This window comes from Pseudomonas sp. RIT409 (genome assembly GCF_003052515.2).
Classification (GTDB): domain Bacteria; phylum Pseudomonadota; class Gammaproteobacteria; order Pseudomonadales; family Pseudomonadaceae; genus Aquipseudomonas.
On record NZ_QARE02000008.1, the window covers coordinates 39,339 to 62,333 of the forward strand.

The following is a 22,995-nucleotide window of genomic DNA, read 5'->3' on the forward strand; positions in this document are numbered from 1 at the left end:
AGGAAGAGAAAAAGCGATAAATAAGAAACCTCAACGATTCCCTAACGGAATACGAGGAAAGATCGCGTCGGGCGCGATGTGCACCAGGTGCAGCACGCGCTTCAGCGGAACACATCCCGCTCCTGATCGAACATGTGCGCCACCTCCTCGGCAACCGCCCGGATCGAGGCATGCTTTCGATCCCGTCCTCGGGTCAGAAGAAAGACCTCCCTGCTCGGCGGGACGGCGCCCAGATCGCAGGGTTGCAGCGCCGGATCGACTCGCCCGATGTAGTGAGGAAGTAGCGCAAGCCCGATGCCCGAGCGCGCGGCAATGGATTGGAGGTACTGGTCATTGGCGCGAAAGGCGACGCGGGCGCGAGGGTGATGGCGCGTCATCCAGATTTCCTGAGACAGATGAGCATCGGCCTCGTTGAAGCCGATGAACGCCACCTCGCGCCCGGCCTCGACCGCATCGCACACGGCTTGAGTCCCGTAGAAGCCGTAGCCCACCGTTGCCAGGCGACGCGCGACGATATCGCCATCCTGAGGCACGTCAAAACGGAGAGCGATGTCGGCCTCATGCCGTTCAAGACTGACGGATCTCAGCGTCGGGGCAAGGTCAATATCCAGGCGCGGATAACGCGCTGCCAGCGCGGGAAGTCGCGAAATGAGGAAACCGCCGCACAGACCCGGCGACGAGCTGATCCTGACCAGGCCCGACGGCGCCCCCGCCTGCAGGCCGCGACTGAGCACTTGAGCCGCCTGCTCCATTTCACTGGCGGCTTCCAGCGCCTGCATGCCCGCTGCCGTCAGAATGTAGCCGTCCGGTCGTCGCTCGACGAGTGTCTCGCCAAGGCTGTCTTCCAGCGCGCGCAACCGACGCGCCACGGTGGCGTGGTTGACCGACAACATGCGGGCTGCAGCGGACAGACTGCCTTGGCGAGCCAAGGCCAGGAACACCCTGACGTCCTGCCAATCGAGGGCTGTGCGTTTTTGATCAGTCATTGGGCGAAGATAGAGAATATTCGATCAACCGACAACGCCTTATCTTCCGCTCATCCCCCGAGCATGAAGGAATGCAGCCATGTCAGAGATTCAGAAAGTCGCAATCGTCACCGGCGCCTCCCAAGGCATGGGCGAGGCCATCGTCCAGGCCTTTCGCGCCAGAGGCTATGGCGTGATCGCCACGTCCCGATCCATACAGCCGTCCGAAGATCCGCACCTCATTACCGTGGCGGGTGATATCGGAGATCCCGACACCGGCAAGCGTCTGGTCGCCGCAGCGCTCGAACGGTTCGGCCGGATCGATACGCTGGTGAACAACGCGGGCATCTTTATCGGGAAGGCCTTCACCGACTACACGGAAGCCGATTATCGCTTGAAGTTGCACACCAACCTCGACGGCTTCTTCTTTGCCACACAGGCGGTGATACCGGTGATGCTGGCTCAAGGCAGCGGCCATGTGGTGCAAATCACCGCTTCGACGGCGGAGTTCGCCAGTTCGCTCTCCCCCGCCTTCATCGCCATGTTGACGAAAGGAGGGATGAACGCCGCCACCAAGAGCCTGGCGATGGAATATGCCACGCGCGGTATCCGCGTGAATGCTGTGGCACCGGGCATCATCCGCACCCCGATGCATGACCCGGCCGTCATCGAGCAACTGGCCGGCTTCCACCCGATGAAGACATTGGGAGAGGTAGAAGACATCGTGCGGGCTGTCCTGTACCTGGAAGACGCTGCGTTCTCGACCGGCGAGATCCTGCACGTCGATGGCGGTCTGATTGCCGGCCGTTAGGAACAGCGCGTCTTACCACGCAGAAACAGGAATCGGGCGAGGTGACCCACCCCGCGTCAGCTCGATCCCGGTGGGATTCCGTCTTTGTTGAAGTCCTTGAGGCGTTCCTTTTCCTTTTCCGTGGAATGGGCGGGAACGTCCTCGTTGGGTTTCGGTGTCTCTTTCTTTTCTTCAGCCATCTGCGGGCCCTCCTCTGGATACCTGTTGGGCAGCTTCGGCATCCGGCGGTTCAGAAAAGATCCGCGTCACCGTCCGTCCTATCCGGAGATTGCTCAGGACATGCACGTTCGATTCTGGACGCTCTCATGAAAGCGGTGATCTTTCTCGGTATCGGCGACCTTCATCTGACGTCCCAAGCCCCAACGGCGCGAGGACCTGTGCTCACGCCAGGCCCTCGGGTTCAGAGGTATTCGACATTGCCGTCGACGCTGATGGCTTGGCCGCTGATGTTCGCCGCTGCCCTGGACGACAGGAACAGCGCCATGGCCGCCACCTCTTCCATGGTCACCATCCGGCGCAGTGAGATTTTCTCGAGGTACCGATCACGCATGGCGTCGAAGGCGATGCCCAGCGTTTGCGCTCGGGCATCGATGACCCGGTTCATCCGCTCGCCGGCCACCACACCGGGCAGGATGGCATTGACGCGGATATTGTCTGGGCCCAGTTCGCTGGCAAGGGATTTCATCAACCCGATGATCGCCCATTTGGTCGAGGCGTACGGCGTCCTGAACGGATACCCTAAACGCCCCGCCACGGGGGACATCGCGATGATATGCGGGTCGAGCGTGGACTGCCTGAGAAAGGGAATTGCCTTACGCAGGACGTAATACTGGCTGTTGAGGTTGGTGGCGATCGTGGCCTCCCACTCGTGCGGTGCGAGCGTTTCGATGTTGCCCGTGGGACCGGCGATCCCTGCGTTATTCACCAAGACGTCCAGCCCCCCCAGCAGCGCAGTGGCCTCCTCCATCATCCGGTCCACTTGCACGGTGCTGGCAACGTCCGCCACACCCCCCTGCATACCCGGAAATTCGAGCTTCATGCGCTCGACGGCCTGGGCATCGATGTCGCAGATGTAGACCCGCGCCTGGACCTCATGAAACGCCTGGGCAATCACCGCACCGATCCCGGCTGCGCCGCCGGTGATCACGACCTTCAACTGTGCAACGGGCTTGAGTAAATCGATAATCTTCACGATGCTTCCCCTCCTTCAATGACCGCGTCGGTCGGCGACCGGCGCCCTTCTGCAGTCATCGCCCTGTTCAACAGCGGCACCAGCCCCAGCCCGAGCACGGCAGCGGCGACGATGACCATGAAACCGGAAGAACTGAGCCCCGATGCTTTTTCCGCAAGGCCGAACAGAAAAGGCCCCACAAAGCCGCCGAGCAGCCCGAGCGTGTTGATGAAGGCCAGCCCCGCTGCCGCTTCGATACCCTGGAGCCGCTTCATCGCAATGGCCCAGTAGATGGGCAGCACGCCCCCCGCGAAAAACGACGTCGCAGTGAAGAGTGCGATGCGCAAGGCCGCATCGCCGATCAGCGTAAAGGCCACCGCACTTGCGATCAGGCCGAGCGTGAACAGCGCCAGGCAGTCAGCGTCCCGGTCAAGCTTGCGGTGGATTCTGGGCAGGCTCAACACCCCGGCCAGAAAACCGAAGCCGACACTGCTGGACAGCAAGCCGACCGTCAGCGGCGAGGTGATGTGCATCTGTTGAATGATGGAGGGGGTGAAGAACACAAGCCCGACGAATGCCACCTGGTTCAAAAAGTAAATCAGACCGATCAGCACCGTGGTGGGCCGGGTCAGCGCACTGACCCAATGCCCGGCATATTGATGGGGCGCGGCGTGCCCAGGGAGCAAGGCATGCGCCTGCAACGACTCGGCCTGTGCTGCCGTCAGCCAGCGCGCATCGCTTGGCCGTTCGGGCAATTTGAACCAGAGCAGCACACCGACCGCGATACTCGGCAGCCCTTCCAGCAGGAACATCCACTGCCAGCCATGCAGGCCGCCGATACCATCCATGCGCATCAACGCACCGCCGATGGGATTGCCGATGACCAGCGCCAGGGCGGGCGCAAGGTAGATCCAGCCGATGACGATGCCCCGGTCCTTGGGTGCGAACCACAGCGTCACCATGTACATCAATGCCGGAAACAGGCCCGCTTCGGCGATACCCAGAAGCACACGCAGCACGTAAAACGACGCCTCACCCTGAACCCACATCATCGCCGATGACAACGCCCCCCACGTCACCGCGATTCGGGCGATCCAGCGCCGCGGCCCGATTCGGTGGGCTAGCAGATTGCTTGGCACTTCAAGCAAGGCGTAACCGATGAAGAAGATCCCCGCCCCCAGCCCGAAGGCCGCGGCACTGATCCCCAGATCGGCATCCAGCGCGGCTTTGGCCAGCGCGACGTTGGTTCTGTCCAGGTAGGACATGAAATAAATCGCACACATCAGGGGGATCAGCCGGACCATCGCCCGACGGGTCGCGAGGGCATGGGTCTGTGCGGCAGGCAGAGAAGCCGTCATGGTCAAACCTCTTGTTGTTGGCGTGATGGAGCTGAGCTTACCGATGGGTGGCGTGGCCGCCCTTGAGGCCGAGCATTTGCCGGGCCTCGTCCGGAGTTGCGATCTCGAAGGACAGTGCTTCCAGAATGTGGCGCACCTTACGGACTTGCTCCGCATTGGTTTTTGCCTTGACGCCCTTGGCCAGATAAATGCTGTCTTCCAGGCCGACCCGTACATTACCGCCCATGATGGCGCTCATCGTGACAAAGGGGAGCTGATGCCGCCCGGCGCCCAGGACGGAAAAGACGTAATTCTCCCGGCCGAACAACCGATCGGCGGTCGTTCGCATGAGCAACAGGTTCTCCGGATCTGCCCCCAAGCCGCCGAGAATGCCAAAGCAGCACTGGATGAACAGCGGCGGCTTCATCAGGCCTTGGGCCACGAAGTGCGCCAGGTTGTAGAGGTGCCCCACGTCATAGCACTCGAACTCGAATCGGGTGCCGTGTTCACCCAGTCCTTGCATGATCTGCTTGATGTCCTTGAAGGTGTTCTTGAACACCACATCCTCCATCCCTTCGACGTGTTCCCGTTCCCACGCATGGGTCCAGGACGTGATCTTTCCGGCCATCGGATGGATCGAGAAGTTCATGGAGCCCATGTTCAGCGAACAGAGTTCGGGCCTGGCAACGCGCGGAAACGCCAGCCGCTCGGCCAGCGTCATTCGGGTGCTGCCGCCGGTGGTGATGTTGATGATCGCATCCGTCGCACGGGCGATGCCTGGGACAAACTGGCCGAACACTTCCGGATCCGGCGTCGGTCGGCCGTCAACGGGATCGCGCGCATGCAGGTGCAAGATCGCGGCACCGGCCTGGGCCGCTTCGATGGATTGTTCTTCGATTTGTGCGGGGGTGAGCGGAAGGTACTCGGACATGGACGGCGTGTGCGTCGCACCGGTGACGGCACAGGAAATGATGACCTTGCGGCTGGGCTGGCTCATGGGGACGACCTTGTTCTTATGGTAGAGGCCCAACCGGCTTGGCGCCGGCGGGCGATGAGCCCAGCTTATTGAGTTTTCGGGATCACAGTAAGATCATTACCGGACAGCAATGAATCCCGAAGGGACATTCGAAGGAGTCCGGTCGATGACGCGAAAACTGCCGCTGTTCAATGAGCGCATTTACGCGCCCTACAAGATTGCGGCGTTGGTGGAGGTCTTGAGCGAACAGGGCATTGCCCCCAGCGCCAGCCTGCAAGGTAGCGGGCTGGAAGAACATCAGATCGCCGATGCCTCGGTGCTCACTTCGGTACGCCAGTACGCCGTCGTGTGCGGCAATGCCGTGTCGCTCTCGCGGGACCCGGCCACCCCCTTCAAGACCGGCGCGCGTCTTCACCTGTCGGCCTATGGCATGTACGGCTATGCGCTGATGTCATGCCTGTCACTGCGGGATTATTTCCGGTTAGGCGTCAAGTATCACGCACTGGCCACCCCCACCCTGACCATCGAATGGCAGGAGTACGAACACGAGGCGGTGTGGACGTTTCCCGACGCGTCCACGCCCAGCCCTTCGAAAGCCATCAAACAGTTTTGGATCGAACAGCAATTCACCCAGCACGTCACCCACCTGCAGGATGTGTTCGGCCAGAGTTGCCCCCCGACCCAAGCCTGCTTTGCCTACCCTGCTCCGGCTCATTCCCACCTGTACTCGGAATACCTCGGTTGCCCATGCGTTTTCGATCATGATCGCTGCGAGTTGCGTTACGACAGCTCCATCCTCGATCAGAAGCCCCATCTCGCGCATCCCCTCACCGCCGCCGTGCTGCAGGAGACTTGTGAACGCCTGATTGGCCAAGCCAAGGTGTCCACCGGCATTTCGGGTGAGGTGTATCAGATGATGATGCAGACACCGGGGTCTTTCCCCAGCATGGAGGACGTGGCCGAAGCACTGCACATGACCACCCGCAGCCTGCGCCGAAAGCTGCTCGATGAGCAGACGTCCTTCGCGGCGATCGTCGACGACGTGCGCTGCTCGCTGGCGACCGAGTACTTGAAGACCACCATGATGAGCACCGATGACATCGCGTTGCTGCTCGGCTTTACCGAACCGACCAACTTCCGAAGAGCCTTCAAGCGATGGACGGGACAGACGACCAAAGCCTATCGGCAGACCTGACCCGCCCGCGGCGGTCACGGCCGCAGAGGCTGTCCCGCATGGAAGTCTGTCTGGAAACCAACCTCACCGCCGCTGCTCAGGGGTTCAGCCCGGCCTGTTGTTGCGCACTCCATCGCGCGAGATTCGAATCCACGAGGGCCTGCGGCAAGGGGCTGGCGACGATCTTGCTCATCTCATCGCTGATGCGGTCGCGCAGGCTGCGGGGCAGGCAGCGCGAAGCGGGTGAAAGCGCCAAGTAAAGCCCCTCGCTGCTGACCGGTGGTTCCAACGCCTTGACCAGGCTGTCGATTCCGAGCGTCTTCGCCAACGCGATACCGGGGTACTGTTCGAAGATCACGAAGTCATTGCGCTTGAGCATGAGTTTCTGGAAAGCCTGACTGGCGGTAGGCACAGCCTCGAGCGACAGATGTTCGCTGGCGTAGTCGTCGAAGGCCTGACCGTAGCTATTGTTCACCAACGTGCCGCCGCTGTGGCCGATCAGATCGGCCCATTGATGGTAGGCGAACGCACCGTCCTTCCTCACCCAAACCATGCTCGGGGTGAAGAGAAAGGGAGGATCGATGAAGTCGAGCGTCCGTTCGCGCTCCTTTGTCAGGAAGTAGCCGGCAAGCATGTCAACCCGCCCTGCCTTGACCTCCTCCTGCGCCCGCGACCAAGGCCCAACGTAAACCACGTCGATCTGCAGGCCGAGCCGGGTGCCCAGTTGCTGGATCAGGTCGGCATTGGCACCGATGAGTCGCTCGGGGCGATCAGGGTCGCGCCACAAGTAGGGAGGGTACTCGGCATTGCCGGTGGCCGTCAGGTGATCGCACCCCGATTGACTGGACGCGACGCCGGGGAACAGTAACAGGATCGCCAGGGAACCCACGCTGCACAGACCACGCCTGACCATAGCGAACCTCCGAGGAAAACTCGTATCCGGGCGCTCCGCCCGTACCTGTTGCGCGGTGGCTCAATCGGTGATCGATCCCGCTCCGCCATCGAGCCACTTCTTCACCACCGCGTCATACGTGCCGTTGGCCCGAACCTGCTCCAACGCCCGCCTGTAGCGCTCAACCACTGCATCAGGCGTGCCGAGACTGAACGCCATGTAGAGCCCTTCGGGATTGGACAGATCCGGTAACGCGAGCGAGCGCACCATGGTGCGGGGATCGTCGCCATTCTTGCGCATCAAGCTGATGGCATTCAGCTCATTGGAAATCCACAATTCGACATGGTCCACTTTGAGCTTGTGGTAGTTGTGCTCGTACATGCTGCTCGACTGCAACTGCTTGCCCAGTTCAAAGCCATGGGCCAGCAGATACTGCTCGCCAACATCCTGGTTGACGGTCGCAATCTGATAACGCTTGGCCTCCTCCAGCGAGCCGAGCACGATCGGTCGTTCGGCCAGGCTGAACAGGAACCATGAAGTGGGGGCTATCGCACCGACCCACTTGAACAAATGCTCGCGCTGCGGGGTTCGGGCGATGGAGTAGATCAGCACGTTATCGGCATGCAGAGCGAGGTCGTAAGCGCGAGCCCAAGGCAGGACTTCGATGCGAGGGGAAGTCCCCACGGTGTCCATGACCGCTTGCACGATCTCGGTGCTCAACCCGGTGACCTTGCCATGCTCCAGCATGTTGTACGGCGCAAGGTTTTCGGTGACGACCCGAAGGGGTGCCGTCGATGAATCCGCGGCGAGCGTGGCTCCCAGGACGCTCAGTCCCAACAGGAAAAACAAACCTTTTACGCACTTCAGCCGGGGCATGGACCAGGTCTCATCACGACGTCGAGAGGTCATTGGGTGCTCACAGCGCAAGTACCTTGCTCAGCCTGTCCAGCGCCGAAGAGGCCAAGTTGCGCTTCATCACAGGTTAGAAATCCGGAAACGCCCAGGTTCCATCGAATGCACCGGAAGGCACAGCGGCGTGCACGTTGATCATCGCCTTGGCTCGGCCCCGGTCGAACGCCCTCAGGCGAAGCAGAACCAGACGAAAGCACTGCTACTGCCCACTCCGCGTGCCAAGGGGGATCACTCGCTGGCCTTGAAAACCAGTTCGCCCTTGCGCCATTTCGCCGCCTTGGCGGTGGCAGCCTTGAGTACCTTGCTCAAGCCCAACTGAATCTGCTCATGGGCCGCGAACACCATGAACACCGTATTGGATTCCTTGAAGACGATGCCATGACCTTCCGGCACATCGACGAACGCGTATTCGCCCAAGCCATAGATGGTCATCTTGATTTCACGAAAGCGGATTTCGAACTTGCCGCCTTCACGGCTCGGCAGCACGGCTGCGCGAAAATGGTCGCCGACCTTGAGTTCCAGACGGGGCTTGTCATCGACCACCATGGCGGTTTCGGTGTCGATTTCCGACATGTAGATCCCTTCGGGAGACTGCTCAATGACATAAACGAAACGTGCCTGGAACTGCTTCACCAACTGCGCGCGCAAATCTCCAAGCACGAATAACGCATGGGTTTCCAGATTACTGACGGCCAATGTACCAACTCCCAACCAGATATGAACTCGCCCGGCAACTGGCCAGGCAAGGATGTAGACAAGAACGAAAACGGTGCGCCCCCTGCGGACGGGCGCTGGCGTGACCCGGGATTCTACCGGCTGAGAGTCTATACGGGATACAGGCCTTTCGTCCGTAATGTCGCATTTTCTGTACACGAACGCCGGTCCGAAGCTGTGTGCAATCGGGCATCGCCCGTTTGTGCAACGGCTGAAACGTTCACGCAATTACCTCGAACTCTCGTTCGGTGAATGCACTCACATGCAACGTAATGCTGACCAACGACCCCATCAACCGGAGCTGCCATGGAAACCACCCTTACTCTCGAAAACCTCTTCGACCAACTGGGACTGGCGTCGGATGAAGCCAGTATCGATGCATTCATCGGCGCACACCCACTGCCCGAGAACGTCAAGCTGGTGGATGCCGACTTCTGGACGCCACAGCAAGCGCGTTTCTTGAAAGAGGAACTGATTGAAGACGCCGACTGGGCTTTGGCAGTGGATGAACTCAATGTCCGTTTGCATAGCAACGAAAACAGGTGATACCACAGCGCGGGGCGACATGAACATGTCGCCTCGCCTTTATCGTGGGTAGCCTGGCTGGCTCAGGTTCAGGAAGCCTTGACGGCCATTCAGCGCCGGCGCATGAACGAACAGGCTGTCCACCAACGCACCACGTCGTCCAATGGACGCATTCCAATGAGCGGAGCAGTGAATATAACGCCAATACAACATTTGCGTGTCCTTCGGGCTGAGCGGATCGCCCTCTCCGCGCGCATACGCCATTAACTTTTCGGCGATGCCCTTCAACTCTGGCGGCAGACTCAAGTCGGCGGTGTCGGGAACGGGCAGGAAGGGAACGCCTTCATCACAGGCCAATGCGTGCATCACGCGCAGATACACCCGAGACAAATGCCCGAACACGCGACGCTCGAGCTTGACACTCGCCACCACAGTCTTCATGCCATGACCGCGGTGAACCATGCGCTCGAAACATTCGATGCCCACGGAAGCTGTACTGTCCAGCGGGTCGATCCATCGGTGCGCGTCGAGCCTGCCTAACTCGTCGTGAGTCTGTAGCCAGGCGTCAGTGGCATCGTAGGGCGTACTGGCACTGACCAGGCTGCGCCGAGGGCGCGTCAAGGACACCCTCTCCACACTTTGCGGCTGATACCCACCGCCAATATCGGAATGGCTGCCCGGGAGCACGATTTCACGCGACCAACCGGGCGTGATGTGGTTCAAGGCGAAGTTGCGACGATGCTCATCCCCCGCCACCAGATGAATCACCTGCTGCGCGCACCCTGGAGGCAGAAACAGGTTGACGCGGGCATTCACCCCGTCCCTTACGTTCCCCAGATCCGACAGCCCGCCCACGGCCGCCACGGTGTCGAACAAGCCGATCACCTTCAGTTGGATGCAATTGGCTCCCCAGGAAAAGCCTGGCGCCAATGCCAGCCTCCCGGACCGCAGCAGCAGGTCCACTTCCCCACGCGATTGTTTGAGCACTTCATTGGCCAGATGGCGCGCCGCTGCGGCGCCACGACTAAAGCCGAACAGATCCAGCTCGAGTGCGGCAATCACGCAATGCGGATTGCTGGCGGAAAAAGCCTGCAGCGCCTCGTCGATCTTTTTGATGCTGCGGGACACTTTTGCGAGCACCCCCGTATTTCCGCGCCCGAACCCCAAGCCCGACACCCGGGAGTCGCGGCCGCCGGAAGACGTGCCAATGCCACTGACGTACACCGATCGATAGGCTCTGAGCCCTTTTCCGTCGTTACGCGCGACGGGCTGGTCGCGGTACAGATCAGCCAGTCGGGCGATGTTGGTCAGGTCGTTGCTGTAGCTGCTGCCGGGGTCGGAATGCCGTCCCCCGCACTCTTTGATATGCGCACCGTTGTAGATTTCAGCCATGGCCTGACAGTCGGCGCCAATCTGGCTGTTGATGCGGTTGTTGCCCGTGCCGTCAAAGAACACGCCGATACGTACAGTGACATCCAGGGCTCCGGTGGAGCCGCTGGGCCCAGTACCTGAATGCAAAGCTGTCATAACTCAATCACCTGTGAGTAACGATTAAAAGCCAGATGGTTAATATCTGGTCATATAACCCACAGAATGCGAGTCCTAGAGACTCCGTCAATACAGTAAGAAAGCTTTCAGAAAAGCCCTACTTAAATATCAGACCGTTAAGCAAGCGCGACAACTAAATCCTACAGTGTGCGCTTGAAAGAGCACCAAACGGCCCACGCAACTAAACGAAAAACAGGCACAACCACAATAATTAAATATTGTTTCGCTCCATTATTCGTAACTCGAAATAACGAAAGAACAGCGACCTCCGCTGCTCTTCGTCACATTTGGCAAACGGTTCAGGCGGCCGGCTCGTTCTTGTTCTCCGGTTTGTACCCCAGCCGCAAGCCGCCCCAGTGTCGGCCTTTGACCATGATAGGCACGGACAGATCGTGCATCAGCTCGCCGGTGTCGCGGGTGTAGGTCTGCAACAGCACCGGTTGTTGATGGCTGCCACAGCGAATGCCGGTGCGGTCGTCGAACTTGCGCTTGCTGCGGTTGCGCACCGTATCGACACTGACATCGCCGGTCAGGGGCTGGTTGAAGGCCTGATTGTGGGTTGGCACGTAACCTTGAGGTGTGCAGGCGATGGCGAACACCAGGCCTTCATGACGCTTGAGCAACGGTTCTTGAAGGGCGGGCAGTACCTGATCGGTGTATCGATCGAAGCGGGTCTGATACCGGGTGGGCGAGGTATTGGGGATCGGCTGATAACTGCGGTCGAACAAATCCTCCAGGCTGACACGACGCTGGTCGATGTCCTGCTCGAACTGCCGGGCGATCTGGGCGGCCCCTTCTCGCGCCAAGTCGTATATCCGCTGGTGATAATCGTCCAGCCCCACTTGCGCCAGGCGCTCGCTGATGGTTTCCGCCTGCCCTTCCATCTGCACCGCCGATTGCGCCAGGTGGCGGGTCTGGTCATCGCTGATGGCCAAGTCGCCGCGCATCTGTTCGACCGCGACGAACAGACTGCTCAATTGTGCCTGGTTATTCTCGGCCCCGGTCGCGATCTCGCTGACTTGCCCCTCTACCCCGGCTGCCAGTTGCGCAATGCCTGCCAATTGCCGCCCGGTCATCTCGACCTGCTCGACGCCGCTGCCAAGGTCAGCGGAAAGCTGACGAATCTGCTCGACCACTTGCGCGGTGCGTTGCTGAATGTCGGCCACCATTTCCCCGACTTCGCCGGTGGCCGTTGCCGTGCGCCCGGCCAGCCCGCGCACCTCATCGGCCACGACGGCAAAACCGCGCCCATGTTCGCCAGCCCGGGCGGCTTCGATGGCGGCGTTGAGCGCCAACAGGTTGGTCTGGCTGGCAATGGACTGAATGACCGCCGTCACCCGCTGAATGTCTTCGCTGCGCTGGCTGAGGGCTTCGATCAGTTGACGGCTGTTGTCCGCGCGTTCGCTGAGCTGGTGCATCAAGGCAATGGATTCGTTGAGCACCGTCAGCCCCGAATCGCTGCTGTGACGGACCTCGCTGGCCGCCCCGAGCGCTTGCTGACTCAACGACGAGGTCGCGCGTTCGGTGGTGATCATGACGTCAGCGCTGCTGACGATCTGCTCCGCGGCGCTGACCTGAGACTGCAGCCGTGCCGCCAACTGCTTCACGGAAAACGCCACCGCTGCTGCTGACAGCGCATTGTGGCTGGTGCTGCGGGACAAATCGCGCGTCAGCCGGCCGAGGGCATCGTCCGAGGTGACCACCGGCAATGACGCGGCAGGGCGGAGGAGCACGCGGGGCAGCCAGAGAATCAGCAGTGCCAGCGGCAACCCGACATAGGCTGAAACTGCGGCCCAGATCATCGCCGCGAACAGCACAGCCAGCGCGAGACTTTGCAGGACAGGCACCTGCCAGCCAGGAGAAGCGTTAGGGGATTGAGCGCGTGTCGGTTGCGCCTGCGAAGAAAGCATCCCTGTGTGACTGCCATTGATCGCCATATCCGTGCCCCACCCTGCTTATCATTATTTTGAAAGCATTAAACGTCAGATGGCGGCCATGCGCCATGAGCCGTTGGTGGTAGTCGGTCGGATTTTGGATGGCGGACAGGAAATCCCCGGCAAATCCCGGGCGACAAAAAGCCCGACTGTCGATTCACGGCAGCCGGGCTTTCGAAACCTTTCGACGAATCAGGCCTGACGCTGGTGGCGGTCGATCTGTTCGTGACGTTCCTGGGCTTCAATGCAGTACTTGGTGGTCGGGCTGATCAGCAGACGCATCAGGCCGATAGGCTCACCGCTGTCGTCGCACCACCCGAATGTGTCGTCTGCAATGCGGGCCAGCGCCATCTCCAACTGCGGCAACAGACGCTGGTCGCGCTCGATCGCATTCACCAGCCAGTGACGCTCTTCTTCTACAGAGGCAGCGTCGGCCGGGTCCGCCGGCGTGTCCAGGCTTTCGATTGCGATACGGCTCTGCTCGATGCGCTCGTGGGTTTCCACCTTCATGGACTGCAGCAGGGCCCGGAAAAAGGCGTGCTGCTCGGCGTTCATGTAGTCATCGGCCGGCATCGCCAGCAACTTTTCCTTGGTCATTGATTTCTCTATAAAAAAACGTGCATTAAGGCGAATCAAGGGAGCGCCTTGGCCCGGTTGTAAATACGAGCTCGCCAGCGCCGGCGTCTCCAGGCGCCATCTGGCACTCAATTTACGAGGGGCGGCAGTCTAAGGCCGGGTGCCGTACTCGGCAACATAATTGAACAGGATTCGCTCAACAAGCCCCCAAATCCCGGTGGCATTGGGCCAAATCCCTGTTTCGGCTCATCTCGACGCGCCCGATGTTCTGATCGGAAGCTGCAGCATGGCATCGGACTGCAATCATGGAGGCTTTCAGACCGAGGGCCCGGCGTTCGGTTCAACCCTTCAACAAACCGAAAGGGCCTGATAGCAGGCCCTTTTCGCACGACATTCGGATCAGCGCTTGAGCTTGCGCTTGTTGCGGTACTGGTCGATCACCACCGCAACGACGATGATCAGGCCTTTGATGATGTCCTGCACGTAGGCATCGACGCCCACGAACGTGAAGCCGCTGGCCATCACACCCAGGATGAGCGCGCCGATCACCGTACCCGTGATGCGGCCCACACCCCCGGCCAGGCTGGTCCCACCGATCACGGCTGCCGCGATGGCGTCCAGCTCGTAGGACACGCCCATGCCGGCCTGACCGGTCGCGGCCCGCGCCGAGGCCACCACACCCGCCAGGCCGGCCAGCAGCCCGGCGATGCTGTAGACGATGATCAGATGACGCTTGACGTTGATGCCCGAGGTACGCGCGGCCTGCATGTTGCCGCCGATGGCATAGGTGTATTTGCCGTACTTGGTGTAGCGCAGCGCGATATGGAAGATGACCGCCACCACCAAAAAGATGATGACCGGCATCGCCCCCTGACCGATCGCAGTGTAGGCGTCGTTAAGCATGCTTACCGGCTGACCGCCGGTGTAAAAACGCGCCAGCCCGCGAGCGGAAACCATCATGCCCAGGGTGGCAATGAACGGCGGAATGCCCGTGATGGCAATGATGCTGCCGTTGATCGCCCCCGCCAGCAGGCCGACGCCCAGCCCTGCGATGACCGGTACCCAGACCGGCAGGTCGGTCAAGGAGGGAAAAACGGCGCGCGTGTAATCGGATGACTGCGCCAGGCTGGCGGCGATCATGGCCGTCAATGCCAGTACCGAGCCCGATGACAAGTCGATGCCCGTGGTGATGATCACCTGAGTCACACCAATGGCGATCAGCCCGATGATGGAGACTTGCAGGATCATCAAGACGAGCCGTTGGGAGTTGAGCAAAAAGCTCTGGTCGCGCACGGCCCAGCCGAAGACTTCGAAGATCAGGCCAATGCCGATCAGCACCAGGAAGATGCTCAATTCCGTCGGCATGCGGCGTTTGCGGCGGCTCGGGGCCACTGCGGGCTTATTGTCCAGAATCGCATTCATCTTCATACGTGCCTCTTGTTCTTCGCCCAATGCCCGGCCATCGGCCTTTAATGAATCGAATTGCCCGACGCCAGGTGCATCACACGCTCCTGCGTCGCCTCAGCACGGTCGAGGGTGCCCATCATCTGACCTTCATGCATGACCATCACCCGATCGCTCATGCCCAGCACTTCGGGCAATTCAGACGAAATCATGATCACCGCCATGCCTTCGCTGGCGAGCAGTGAAATCAACCGGTAAATCTCGGCCTTGGCGCCGACGTCGATGCCTCGTGTCGGCTCATCGAGGATCAACACCCGGGGGTGGGTCATCAGCCAGCGCGCAAGCAGGGCCTTTTGCTGGTTACCACCGGACAAGGTGTCGATACATTGCTCCAGTGAAGGTGTCTTGACCCGCAGCTTCTTGCACATGTCTTCGCACAACGCTCGCAGCGCCTTCTGGTGCACGAAGCCATTGCCGGCGTAATGGGGAAGCACGGCCATCTCCATGTTCTCCAGCACGGACAGGCAGGGAAACAGCCCGCTGAGCTTGCGGTCCTCGGTCAGCAGCGCAAAGCCTTTTTCGATAGCAAAATGCGGATCGACCACCTTGATCGGCACGCCATCGAGAAGAATGTCGCCCTCGGTGCAAGGGGTGATGCCAAACAGGGTTTCCGCCACGTTGGTCCGCCCTGCGCCCATCAACCCGGCGATGCCCAGCACTTCGCCAGCGTGCAGGTCGAACGAAACGCCTTCGAACACCCCCTCCAACCCGAGGTTGCGCACCGACAGCATGCGTTCGCCCACTGGCGAGGTCCTTTCGGGAAACAATTGCGTCAACTCGCGACCGACCATCATCGAAATCAGGCTGTCGCCGTCCATGCTGTCAGCGCGCTGCAGGCCGATGTAGGCGCCGTCACGAAACACCGCCACTTCATCGGCGATGGCGAACACTTCGTTCATCTTGTGCGTGATGTAGATGATGCCCTTACCCTGCGCGCGAAGGTCGGCAATGATCGAAAACAGGTGGGCCACTTCCTTTTCGGTAATGGCCGAAGTGGGCTCATCCATGATCAGCACATCGGAATCGTAAGACACCGCCTTGGCGATCTCGACCATCTGCCGTTCGGCAATGCTCAGGTTGCCGACCTGTTCCTGTGGATCGAGGTCGATACGCAGGCGATCCAGCAGCGACTGTGTACACCGGTGCATGGCACGGTGGTCGACCATGTGCAGCCCGTTAAGCTGTTCCCGGCCGATCCAGATGTTTTCAGCGATGGTCATGTGCGGCATCAGGTTCAGTTCTTGATGAATCATCGCAATGCCCGATTGCAGCGCCGACAGCGGGCTTTCGAAGACGACCGGCTTGCCCCGCAGACGAATCTCGCCCGCGTCGGGCGCGTAGATGCCGGCGATGATTTTCATCAGCGTGGATTTGCCCGCACCGTTCTCACCCATGAGGGCCAGCACGCTGCCTGGCCGCACGCGCAGTTGCACGTCGTCCAACGCCACCACGCCGGGAAAGGCTTTGCTGATGTGGGTGATTTCCAGCAGATAGGGGTACTCGACGTTGCCCACAGCGTGTTCGGAATTCGCAGCAGGGCCGGTGGCAGTCGCAGCAGTAGCGGAAGCGAACATGGTCGCAGACTCCTGGGGCACCAGGCAGCAGCGTGCGCTGCATGCCCTGCGCCCTGTCAGTGATCGAGAGGTCGGGCTTACTTGAAGGTACTGACGTTATCCGGGGTGATCAGCCTGAAAGGAATGATGATGGCCTGCTGCGGCAGCGCTTCCTTTTTCACCATTTTCACCGCCGCATCGATGGACCCTTCACCCTGGCCCTTGGCGTCCTGAAACACCGACACCGTCAAGTCGCCCTTCTTGACGGCGGCCAAGCCATCCGGCGTACCGTCGACGCCCGCAACCAGCACCTCGCCCGGCTTTTTGCCCGCTTGCTTCAACGCCATGGACGCACCGATGGCCATTTCGTCATTGTTGGAAAGGACTGCACTGAAGTCACGGCCCTGGGTCAGCCAGTTGTTGGTGATGTCCATACCCTTCTGCCGTCCCCAGGCACCCTCCTGTTCTTCGGCGATTTTGATGTCCGGGTATTTTTTCAGGACTTCCTTGACGCCTTCGGTGCGGTCGCGGGTCGAGTTGTTCGCCAACTCGCCCAGCAGGATCACCACCGTGCCTTTGCCGCCCAATTTGTCGGCGATGTATTGCATCTGCATCCGACCGGCTTCCTTGTCATCGGATGTCACCGAAGCCACGCCTTGCGGCAGTTGAGGATCGTCCGGACGACGGTTGACATAGACCAGCGGAATGCCCGCCGCCGTCGCGGCCTTGGTGATGCGGGCCGTCGCCGCGGTGTCGACGGGATTGACGATCAGCGCATCGACTTTCTTGCCGATCAATTCCTGAATCTGGTCGAGCTGTTTATTCACATCGTTGCGCGCATCCACATATTGCAGGTCGACGTCGCCCATGGCCTTGGCCTTCTTGCTCATGTCTTCGCGCATATAGGTCAGGTAGGTATCGTCAAACTGCGACATGGACACACCGATTTTCACGTCGGCGGCCAGGGTGGCGCCGCTGCCGAGCATCAACGCAAGGGCCAGAGCGGTCAAACGGGCTTTGGTGTTCATGAGCGGTCTTTCTCCAGATTCTTGTTGTTGTAGTGAATTGGCTAACGACGGCGAATGTTCAGCGGCTGTTGGGCGGACGGGAAAAACGGGGCTTGGAAAAACAAGGCGAAGCGAAATGGGCCACCGAAGCGCTGGACGCACCGCAGACCATCACCCCACCGCTCTGAACGCACAGCGTGCGGGCGGCCAGGTCAAGGCAGCGGTCAAGCGTCAGTCGAGACAGGGCATGAGAAGAGGCGGCGAGCAGAGCTCGGAAGGCGACCCGGCAGGCCTTGGCGGCAGAGTGGAAAATATTCATCGACGGTACCTGTCTTTTGGCTTTCTTGTTTTGTTTCGTTCGCCAGGCCGGGTGTCAGTGAAGCTCCGACATCAGGTCCGGACGTCGAGTAACGGCAACCTGAAACCGACTCTATTGGAAAATAATTTCTAATTCAACAAGCTTTAGAATTTATTTCCATTTCATTTCTGCCCGCGCCGTTTTCTTTTTTTCGAACGTCGGAGCGGGCGACAGGGCTGGGGGCTCAAGGCTTACAGCACGACTACGCGCCCTTCCAGCGCGCTGGTTCGCGCGGCATCTAGCACGATAGCGGTGGCCACCGCTTCTCTGGGTGCAACGGGATTGTTCCCGTCTTTCATCACGGCATCCTGAAACTGGCGATAGAACATCGGCCAGCAACCGCGTTCGGATGGCACGCGTTCGCGGTGCTCGCCCTGCTCGAACCAGCCCCAGCGCCTGTGCTCTTCCACACCCCAGCGTTCGCCTTCGGACGCGGGCGAGCGCCCCGCCAGCACTTGAGCCTCCTGCCCATCGAGGCCCTCAACGGTATAGCAGCCCTTAGTACCATTGACCCGGAATCGAGGTCCCTGCGCATTTTGCAGACAGTGGCCCCACAAGTGGGAGGTCACCCCGTTGGCGTGGCACAACGCCATGAAAAAGCCGTGGTCGACTTCCTGGTTGGGCGTAGCGAAGGCCAGTTCGGCATACACGCGCTGCACCGGGCCGAACAGCAACACTGCCTGATCCACCAAATGACTGCCCAGATCACGGAGGATTCCGCCGCCGCTTAGCTTGCCCACGGACGCGGGCGAGTACCGCTCCACACGGGATTCGAACCGGACGATATCGCCGAGCACCCCTTGATCGATCAACTTGCGCACGGTGAGGAAATCCGAATCCCAGCGACGGTTCTGATAGACGCTGAGCAAAACACCTCGGCGCTCAGCCGCGTCCACCAAGGCCTGCGCCTCCGAGGCGCTCGGGGCGAACGGTTTGTCGCTGACCACCGCAACGCCAAGCTCGATCGCCTCAAGGATCAGAGCGCAACGGGAGGCCAATGGCGTGGAAATCACCACGGCATCGATGCCAGCGGCCACCATGTCGGCCAAGGAGTCGAAAGCGGGCACGTTGGGGTAATCCTGGCTCAGTTGCTGACGACGCTCGGCAGATGCGGTCACCACACCCGCAAACGTGGCGCCAGGCAGACTGGCCAGCAGCGGGGCATGGAAGAAACGCCCGCCCTTGCCGTAACCAATCAGTCCGATTTTCATACGCGATCCTCCTTGGCCGAACGTCTCGCAGCCGCCCCAAAGGCGGCTGCGAGACGTTACAGGCGTTTCAATATTTCCTGGCCTTGGCCAGCATCGTCATTTGACGCTGATACGCCTCGGCCGTTTTCCCGCGGGTGGAGACTTCAGCCACGCCCACGCGCCACCATGACAGATAGCCATGGATCATGGTTTTCGGCAGCACCTTGATGTCAATCAATGTCGAGACGGTTTGCCTGCGCGCATCGGCCAGGGCCGCTTCAAGCGCCTCAATCGTCTTCACGGTGTAGGTCTTGCAGCCGTAGGCGGCGGCGCTCATGGCGAAATCCACCGGTACGAAATCGCCATCCAGCGCCCCGCTGTCGGGGTTGCGAAAGCGAAACTCGGTGCCAAAGCTGCCCATGCCGTTGCCCATCTGCAGGTTGTTGATGCAGCCAAAGGCCATGTTGTCCAGCAAGATCACGTTGACCTTGCGCCGTTCCTGAATCGAGGTGGCCAGCTCCGAGTGCAGCATCAGATAGGAACCGTCCCCCACCAATGCATAGACCTCACGATCGGGCGCGGCCATTTTCACACCCAGCGCCGCGTTTACCTCGTACCCCATGCATGAGTAGCCGTATTCGACGTGGTAGCTGTCGACGCTGGTACTGCGCCAGGCCCGCTGCAAGTCGCCCGGCAGGCTGCCCGCAGCGGCGACGATCACCGCGTCGTTCGGCAACTGCCGATTGAGCAGCCCCAGTACCTGACTTTGGGTCAGGCATGACCCCGTGGTTTCGATGAAATCGCGCAGCACCTGTGGGTCAAGATGCCCCGCCACTTCAGGCTCGAAATGCTGTGGCCGGTACTCGACGGCGTGCAGCCGGTCCACTTCCGCGTCCAGCGCCACACGCGCCTGGCGCGGCACATCGCCCCACTGTGTGCGGTAGTCGCCAAGCCCCTGCGTCAGCGCCTGCAACGCGAGTCGCGCATCGGCCAGCACCTGCACGCCGTCCAATTTCTGCACGTCGAATCCGCCGACGTTGAGGTTGAGGAACTGCACCTGCGGGTGCTGAAACAGCGATTTCGATCCGGTGGTGAAATCGCTGTACCGGGTGCCGACGCCGATGATCAGGTCCGCCTCCTGTGCCAGCGTGTTGGCCGCCAGCGAGCCGGTCTCGCCGATGCCGCCCATGTTCAGCGGGTGGGCCGAGACGATGGCACTCTTGCCCGCCTGGGTTTCACTGAAGGGGATCTCGAAACGCTCGGCCAGTGCCTGCAGTTCAGCCGCTGCGCCTGAGTAGCGCACGCCACCACCACAGATCAACAAGGGGCGGCGCTTGCCTTTGATCAGCATCAAGGCATCTTCGAGCATCGCTTGGGTGGGCGGACGACGGTCGATGCGGTGGACCCGTTTGTGCAGGAACGTGTCGGGGTAGTCGTAGGCCTCGCCTTGTACATCTTGCGGCAAGGCCAGAGTGACGGCGCCGGTCTCGGCAGGGTCGGTGAGCACGCGCATGGCATTGAGCGCCGCACTCATCAGTTGCTCGGGGCGATTGATCCGGTCCCAGTATTTGCTCACAGCCTTGAAGGCATCGTTGGTGCTGATGCTCAGGTCATGGAATTGCTCGATCTGTTGCAGCACGGGGTCCGGCTGGCGGCTGGCATAGACATCACCGGGCAGCAGCAACAGCGGGATCCGGTTGGCAGTGGCCGTGGCCGCCGCGGTGATCATGTTCGCGGCTCCCGGCCCTACCGAGGAGGTGCAGGCGTAGATCTTGCGCCGCAGGTGCTGCTTGGCGAAGCCCATGGCGGCGTGGCACATGCCCTGCTCGTTACGGCCTTGGTGGACAGTCAGCTCGCCACGATCCTGCTCCAGCGCCTGGCCCAGCCCCAGCACGTTGCCGTGACCGAAGATCGTGAACACCCCGGCGACGAACTTGCTCTGCACGCCGTCGACTTCGACGTACTGGTTGTCGAGAAACTTCACCAAGGCCTGGGCCATGGTCAATCGTGTGGTGGTCATGCTTGCACCTTGTTGTTATTGGAGCGATGACGCGTTCCGAGTCCTGACAGCGCGACTTTCGGCAATGAGCCTGGCCTAGAGATCCAATAACCACGCGTGCTGCGGATCATTGTGAAATTGCCAGGCGCGCTTGGGCCCGGCCATGACGTTCAGATAATAGGATTCGTAGCCATAAGGCACTGTGACCGGGTGATACCCCTTGGGCACGGTCACCACGTCGTGGTTTTCCACCGCCATGGCCTGATCGATGCTGCGGTCGTCGGTGTAGACCCGCTGAAAGACGAAGCCCTGCGGGGGATTGATCTGGTGGTAATAGGTTTCTTCCAGCGCGCTCTCGTGCGGCAGGTCGTCCTTGTCGTGCTTATGGGGCGGGTAGCTGGACGAATGCCCGGAGGGCGTGCGCACTTCCACCACCAGCAGCGAATGGGCGGGCTCGGAATCCGGCAAGATGTCGCAGACATAACGGGTGTTCGCCGCCTTGCCGCGCACGCTGCGCTTCATGCTGTCGGGTTTGATCAGCCGCGCAGGCAGGGCCTTCGATGCGTCGCCCGGCGCCGCGCACACCGCAAGCTGCACCGCGCTCAAGGCAGTGACCTGGCCCTGACTGCCGGGAGGCAGATAGACGGCATAGGGCGACTTGTCTTCGAACACCGATTGCCGGTCACCGAGGTTTTCCCAATGGAATGCGCCCTGCCCCGCCGCTTCGCCGCTGACACTGATGCGACCGCTTAGCAACACCAGGCACAGTTCCTTGTCGCCGGCGCTGACAGGGAGGCGCTCGCCGACGCTCAGGCGATACGCCGAGAAACCCACGTACTGCAAAACACCCTCGCCCAACGCCACCACGACGCGGCCGTCGGCCTTGCTTTTAACCAGAAGGTTCATGCTCACAAGCTCCTGTGGGAAGGCGGGTGAAGACCCGCGTTGCGTTCCTGCGCGGCGGACAATAGTGCGCGCACCGTGTCGTAACCCTTTTTTGCGTAGACGTAGCTGGGGGCCACCGCCGGATCCTGCTCGGCCTCGACCACCAGCCAGCCTTCGTAGCCTGCCTGCAACAGCACGTCCAGCAATGCCGCGAAGTCGATGTCTCCGTCACCCGGCACAGTGAAAGTGCCGTTAACGATGCAGTCCGGAAAACTCCAGAGCTGGTTGCGCGCCAGTTGCACCACGGCTTTGCGCACATCCTTGAAATGCACATGGCAGACACGATCGACGTGTTTGCGCAGCACCTGCAACGGGTCGCCGCCCCCCATGTAACAGTGGCCCGAATCGAACAGCAGCCCCACCTCGCTGCCGGTCAGCGCCATCAACCTGTCGATGTCTTCCGGGGCCTCCACATACGCCCCCATGTGGTGGTGATACGCCAGGCGCACGCCCTGGGACAGGGTGAAACGCGCCAGCTCCGTGAGCTTGTCGGCATAAATCTGCCAGGCCCGGTCGCTGTACCACCGCGGACGCTCGACCAGCCGGACCCGCTGGCCTTGAATCGAATCGGCCACTTCGCCGTAGACGAGCACCTTGGCGCCGTTATGCTTGAGCAGTTCGAGAGGGCCGGCAATGGCGTCGATCTCTTCGGCGACCGAGCGCCGGGCCAGGCCGCTGGAATACCAGCCGGAGACCAGCGCCAAGTCATAGGGCCGCAGGGCATCGGCCACGCCACGAGCGTCCTTGGGAAATTTGCCATTGAGCTCGAACCCCGCGTAACCGATGGCCTTGCCCTCACTCAGCGCGGTGCTCAGCGGTGTCTCACCGCCCAGTGCAGGCAGGTCGTCGTTACTCCAGGAAATCGGGTTGATGCCAATTCGGATTGCGGAAGCGGGCATGGCTGCACCTTTTGTTTGAATCACGTTACCGAGCGCCGACAGGTG

Annotated in this window: 22 protein-coding genes; 3 read left to right on the forward strand and 19 right to left on the reverse strand. The window is 60.9% G+C overall.

Translation table 11 applies throughout. The features are described 5' to 3' along the window. Positions 1–101 precede the first annotated feature (101 nt). Positions 102–986, reverse strand: coding sequence for a LysR family transcriptional regulator (locus DBP26_RS12160; RefSeq protein ID WP_108238266.1), 885 nt, complete (start codon positions 984–986; stop codon positions 102–104). Positions 987–1,065: 79 nt separating this feature from the next. Between DBP26_RS12160 and DBP26_RS12165 the strand changes: the two genes are divergently transcribed. Next, positions 1,066–1,776 carry an SDR family oxidoreductase gene (locus DBP26_RS12165; RefSeq protein ID WP_108238265.1) on the forward strand — a complete coding sequence of 237 codons (711 nt, stop codon included), beginning with the start codon at positions 1,066–1,068 and terminating at the stop codon, positions 1,774–1,776. Positions 1,777–1,832: 56 nt separating this feature from the next. Here the strand turns inward: DBP26_RS12165 and DBP26_RS27280 are convergent, their stop codons facing one another. The 4 genes from DBP26_RS27280 to DBP26_RS12185 form a co-directional block, all read right to left on the reverse strand. Then, entirely contained in the window at positions 1,833–1,955 is a 123-nt protein-coding gene (locus DBP26_RS27280; RefSeq protein WP_108238309.1) for a hypothetical protein, read from the reverse strand. 221 nt (positions 1,956–2,176) lie between these two features. After that, entirely contained in the window at positions 2,177–2,968 is a 792-nt protein-coding gene (locus DBP26_RS12175; protein ID WP_108238264.1) for an SDR family oxidoreductase, read from the reverse strand. Next, positions 2,965–4,305 (reverse strand): MFS transporter, encoded by a 1,341-nt coding sequence (locus DBP26_RS12180; RefSeq protein ID WP_108238263.1) that lies wholly within the window; start codon positions 4,303–4,305, stop codon positions 2,965–2,967. Before DBP26_RS12180 ends, DBP26_RS12175 begins: the two co-directional genes overlap by 4 nt. Before the next feature lie 37 nt (positions 4,306–4,342). Then, the gene (locus DBP26_RS12185) at positions 4,343–5,281 is read right to left on the reverse strand and encodes a 3-keto-5-aminohexanoate cleavage protein (RefSeq protein ID WP_108238262.1); all 939 of its coding nucleotides are present in this window, start codon (positions 5,279–5,281) and stop codon (positions 4,343–4,345) included. A 145-nt stretch (positions 5,282–5,426) separates the two neighbouring features. Here DBP26_RS12185 and DBP26_RS12190 point away from each other — a divergent pair, with 145 nt between their 5' ends. Beyond that, a complete protein-coding gene (locus DBP26_RS12190; RefSeq protein WP_108238261.1) occupies positions 5,427–6,455 on the forward strand; it encodes an AraC family transcriptional regulator in 1,029 nt (342 codons plus the stop codon). 76 nt (positions 6,456–6,531) lie between these two features. On the opposite strand, the gene DBP26_RS12195 is transcribed toward DBP26_RS12190, so the two are convergent. The 3 genes from DBP26_RS12195 to DBP26_RS12205 all read right to left on the reverse strand — a co-directional run bounded on the left by DBP26_RS12195 (position 6,532) and on the right by DBP26_RS12205 (position 8,934). Beyond that, entirely contained in the window at positions 6,532–7,347 is an 816-nt protein-coding gene (locus tag DBP26_RS12195; protein ID WP_108238260.1) for a transporter substrate-binding domain-containing protein, read from the reverse strand. A 60-nt stretch (positions 7,348–7,407) separates the two neighbouring features. Next, entirely contained in the window at positions 7,408–8,202 is a 795-nt protein-coding gene (locus DBP26_RS12200) for a transporter substrate-binding domain-containing protein (RefSeq protein ID WP_108238259.1), read from the reverse strand. Between the two features lie 264 nt (positions 8,203–8,466). Beyond that, positions 8,467–8,934, reverse strand: a complete 468-nt coding sequence (locus tag DBP26_RS12205) for a hypothetical protein (protein WP_108238258.1) — start codon at positions 8,932–8,934, stop codon at positions 8,467–8,469. 324 nt (positions 8,935–9,258) lie between these two features. Here DBP26_RS12205 and DBP26_RS12210 point away from each other — a divergent pair, with 324 nt between their 5' ends. Beyond that, a complete protein-coding gene (locus tag DBP26_RS12210; RefSeq protein WP_108238257.1) occupies positions 9,259–9,498 on the forward strand; it encodes a DUF2789 domain-containing protein in 240 nt (79 codons plus the stop codon). A gap of 39 nt (positions 9,499–9,537) precedes the next feature. On the opposite strand, the gene DBP26_RS12215 is transcribed toward DBP26_RS12210, so the two are convergent. The 11 genes from DBP26_RS12215 to iolE form a co-directional block, all read right to left on the reverse strand. After that, positions 9,538–11,004 carry a DUF2235 domain-containing protein gene (locus DBP26_RS12215; protein WP_108238256.1) on the reverse strand — a complete coding sequence of 489 codons (1,467 nt, stop codon included), beginning with the start codon at positions 11,002–11,004 and terminating at the stop codon, positions 9,538–9,540. Positions 11,005–11,324: 320 nt separating this feature from the next. Further along, entirely contained in the window at positions 11,325–12,935 is a 1,611-nt protein-coding gene (locus DBP26_RS12220) for a methyl-accepting chemotaxis protein (protein ID WP_256600561.1), read from the reverse strand. Positions 12,936–13,151: 216 nt separating this feature from the next. Next, complete coding sequence (locus tag DBP26_RS12225) at positions 13,152–13,556, reverse strand: TraR/DksA C4-type zinc finger protein (RefSeq protein WP_108238254.1); 405 nt, start codon at positions 13,554–13,556, stop codon at positions 13,152–13,154. Between the two features lie 378 nt (positions 13,557–13,934). Then, on the reverse strand, positions 13,935–14,957 hold the full coding sequence (locus DBP26_RS12230; RefSeq protein ID WP_108238308.1) for an ABC transporter permease: 1,023 nt from the start codon (positions 14,955–14,957) through the stop codon (positions 13,935–13,937). A gap of 47 nt (positions 14,958–15,004) precedes the next feature. After that, entirely contained in the window at positions 15,005–16,573 is a 1,569-nt protein-coding gene (locus tag DBP26_RS12235; protein ID WP_108238253.1) for a sugar ABC transporter ATP-binding protein, read from the reverse strand. 77 nt (positions 16,574–16,650) lie between these two features. Next, positions 16,651–17,580, reverse strand: coding sequence for a sugar ABC transporter substrate-binding protein (locus tag DBP26_RS12240; RefSeq protein ID WP_108238252.1), 930 nt, complete (start codon positions 17,578–17,580; stop codon positions 16,651–16,653). 58 nt (positions 17,581–17,638) lie between these two features. Next, positions 17,639–17,878: a hypothetical protein gene (locus DBP26_RS26855; protein ID WP_146749631.1), complete on the reverse strand. Its 240-nt coding sequence runs from the start codon at positions 17,876–17,878 to the stop codon at positions 17,639–17,641. Between the two features lie 230 nt (positions 17,879–18,108). Next, positions 18,109–19,128 (reverse strand): Gfo/Idh/MocA family oxidoreductase, encoded by a 1,020-nt coding sequence (locus tag DBP26_RS12245; protein ID WP_108238251.1) that lies wholly within the window; start codon positions 19,126–19,128, stop codon positions 18,109–18,111. Positions 19,129–19,195: 67 nt separating this feature from the next. After that, positions 19,196–21,127 carry a 3D-(3,5/4)-trihydroxycyclohexane-1,2-dione acylhydrolase (decyclizing) gene (gene iolD / locus DBP26_RS12250; RefSeq protein WP_108238250.1) on the reverse strand — a complete coding sequence of 644 codons (1,932 nt, stop codon included), beginning with the start codon at positions 21,125–21,127 and terminating at the stop codon, positions 19,196–19,198. Between the two features lie 75 nt (positions 21,128–21,202). Next, positions 21,203–22,012: a 5-deoxy-glucuronate isomerase gene (gene iolB, locus DBP26_RS12255; RefSeq protein ID WP_108238249.1), complete on the reverse strand. Its 810-nt coding sequence runs from the start codon at positions 22,010–22,012 to the stop codon at positions 21,203–21,205. 2 nt (positions 22,013–22,014) lie between these two features. After that, complete coding sequence (gene iolE / locus DBP26_RS12260; RefSeq protein WP_108238248.1) at positions 22,015–22,950, reverse strand: myo-inosose-2 dehydratase; 936 nt, start codon at positions 22,948–22,950, stop codon at positions 22,015–22,017. Positions 22,951–22,995 lie beyond the last annotated feature (45 nt).

Coding starts and splice junctions, on each gene's coding strand:
- DBP26_RS12160 (WP_108238266.1), bottom strand. CDS start 986: ATGACTGATCAAAAACGCACAGCCCTCGATTGGCAGGACGTCAGGGTG.
- DBP26_RS12165 (WP_108238265.1), top strand. CDS start 1,066: ATGTCAGAGATTCAGAAAGTCGCAATCGTCACCGGCGCCTCCCAAGGC.
- DBP26_RS27280 (WP_108238309.1), bottom strand. CDS start 1,955: ATGGCTGAAGAAAAGAAAGAGACACCGAAACCCAACGAGGACGTTCCC.
- DBP26_RS12180 (WP_108238263.1), bottom strand. CDS start 4,305: ATGACGGCTTCTCTGCCTGCCGCACAGACCCATGCCCTCGCGACCCGT.
- DBP26_RS12185 (WP_108238262.1), bottom strand. CDS start 5,281: ATGAGCCAGCCCAGCCGCAAGGTCATCATTTCCTGTGCCGTCACCGGT.
- DBP26_RS12190 (WP_108238261.1), top strand. CDS start 5,427: ATGACGCGAAAACTGCCGCTGTTCAATGAGCGCATTTACGCGCCCTAC.
- DBP26_RS12195 (WP_108238260.1), bottom strand. CDS start 7,347: ATGGTCAGGCGTGGTCTGTGCAGCGTGGGTTCCCTGGCGATCCTGTTA.
- DBP26_RS12200 (WP_108238259.1), bottom strand. CDS start 8,202: ATGCCCCGGCTGAAGTGCGTAAAAGGTTTGTTTTTCCTGTTGGGACTG.
- DBP26_RS12210 (WP_108238257.1), top strand. CDS start 9,259: ATGGAAACCACCCTTACTCTCGAAAACCTCTTCGACCAACTGGGACTG.
- DBP26_RS12215 (WP_108238256.1), bottom strand. CDS start 11,004: ATGACAGCTTTGCATTCAGGTACTGGGCCCAGCGGCTCCACCGGAGCC.
- DBP26_RS12220 (WP_256600561.1), bottom strand. CDS start 12,935: ATGCTTTCTTCGCAGGCGCAACCGACACGCGCTCAATCCCCTAACGCT.
- DBP26_RS12225 (WP_108238254.1), bottom strand. CDS start 13,556: ATGACCAAGGAAAAGTTGCTGGCGATGCCGGCCGATGACTACATGAAC.
- DBP26_RS12230 (WP_108238308.1), bottom strand. CDS start 14,957: ATGAATGCGATTCTGGACAATAAGCCCGCAGTGGCCCCGAGCCGCCGC.
- DBP26_RS12235 (WP_108238253.1), bottom strand. CDS start 16,573: ATGTTCGCTTCCGCTACTGCTGCGACTGCCACCGGCCCTGCTGCGAAT.
- DBP26_RS12240 (WP_108238252.1), bottom strand. CDS start 17,580: ATGAACACCAAAGCCCGTTTGACCGCTCTGGCCCTTGCGTTGATGCTC.
- DBP26_RS26855 (WP_146749631.1), bottom strand. CDS start 17,878: ATGAATATTTTCCACTCTGCCGCCAAGGCCTGCCGGGTCGCCTTCCGA.
- DBP26_RS12245 (WP_108238251.1), bottom strand. CDS start 19,128: ATGAAAATCGGACTGATTGGTTACGGCAAGGGCGGGCGTTTCTTCCAT.
- iolD (WP_108238250.1), bottom strand. CDS start 21,127: ATGACCACCACACGATTGACCATGGCCCAGGCCTTGGTGAAGTTTCTC.
- iolB (WP_108238249.1), bottom strand. CDS start 22,012: ATGAACCTTCTGGTTAAAAGCAAGGCCGACGGCCGCGTCGTGGTGGCG.
- iolE (WP_108238248.1), bottom strand. CDS start 22,950: ATGCCCGCTTCCGCAATCCGAATTGGCATCAACCCGATTTCCTGGAGT.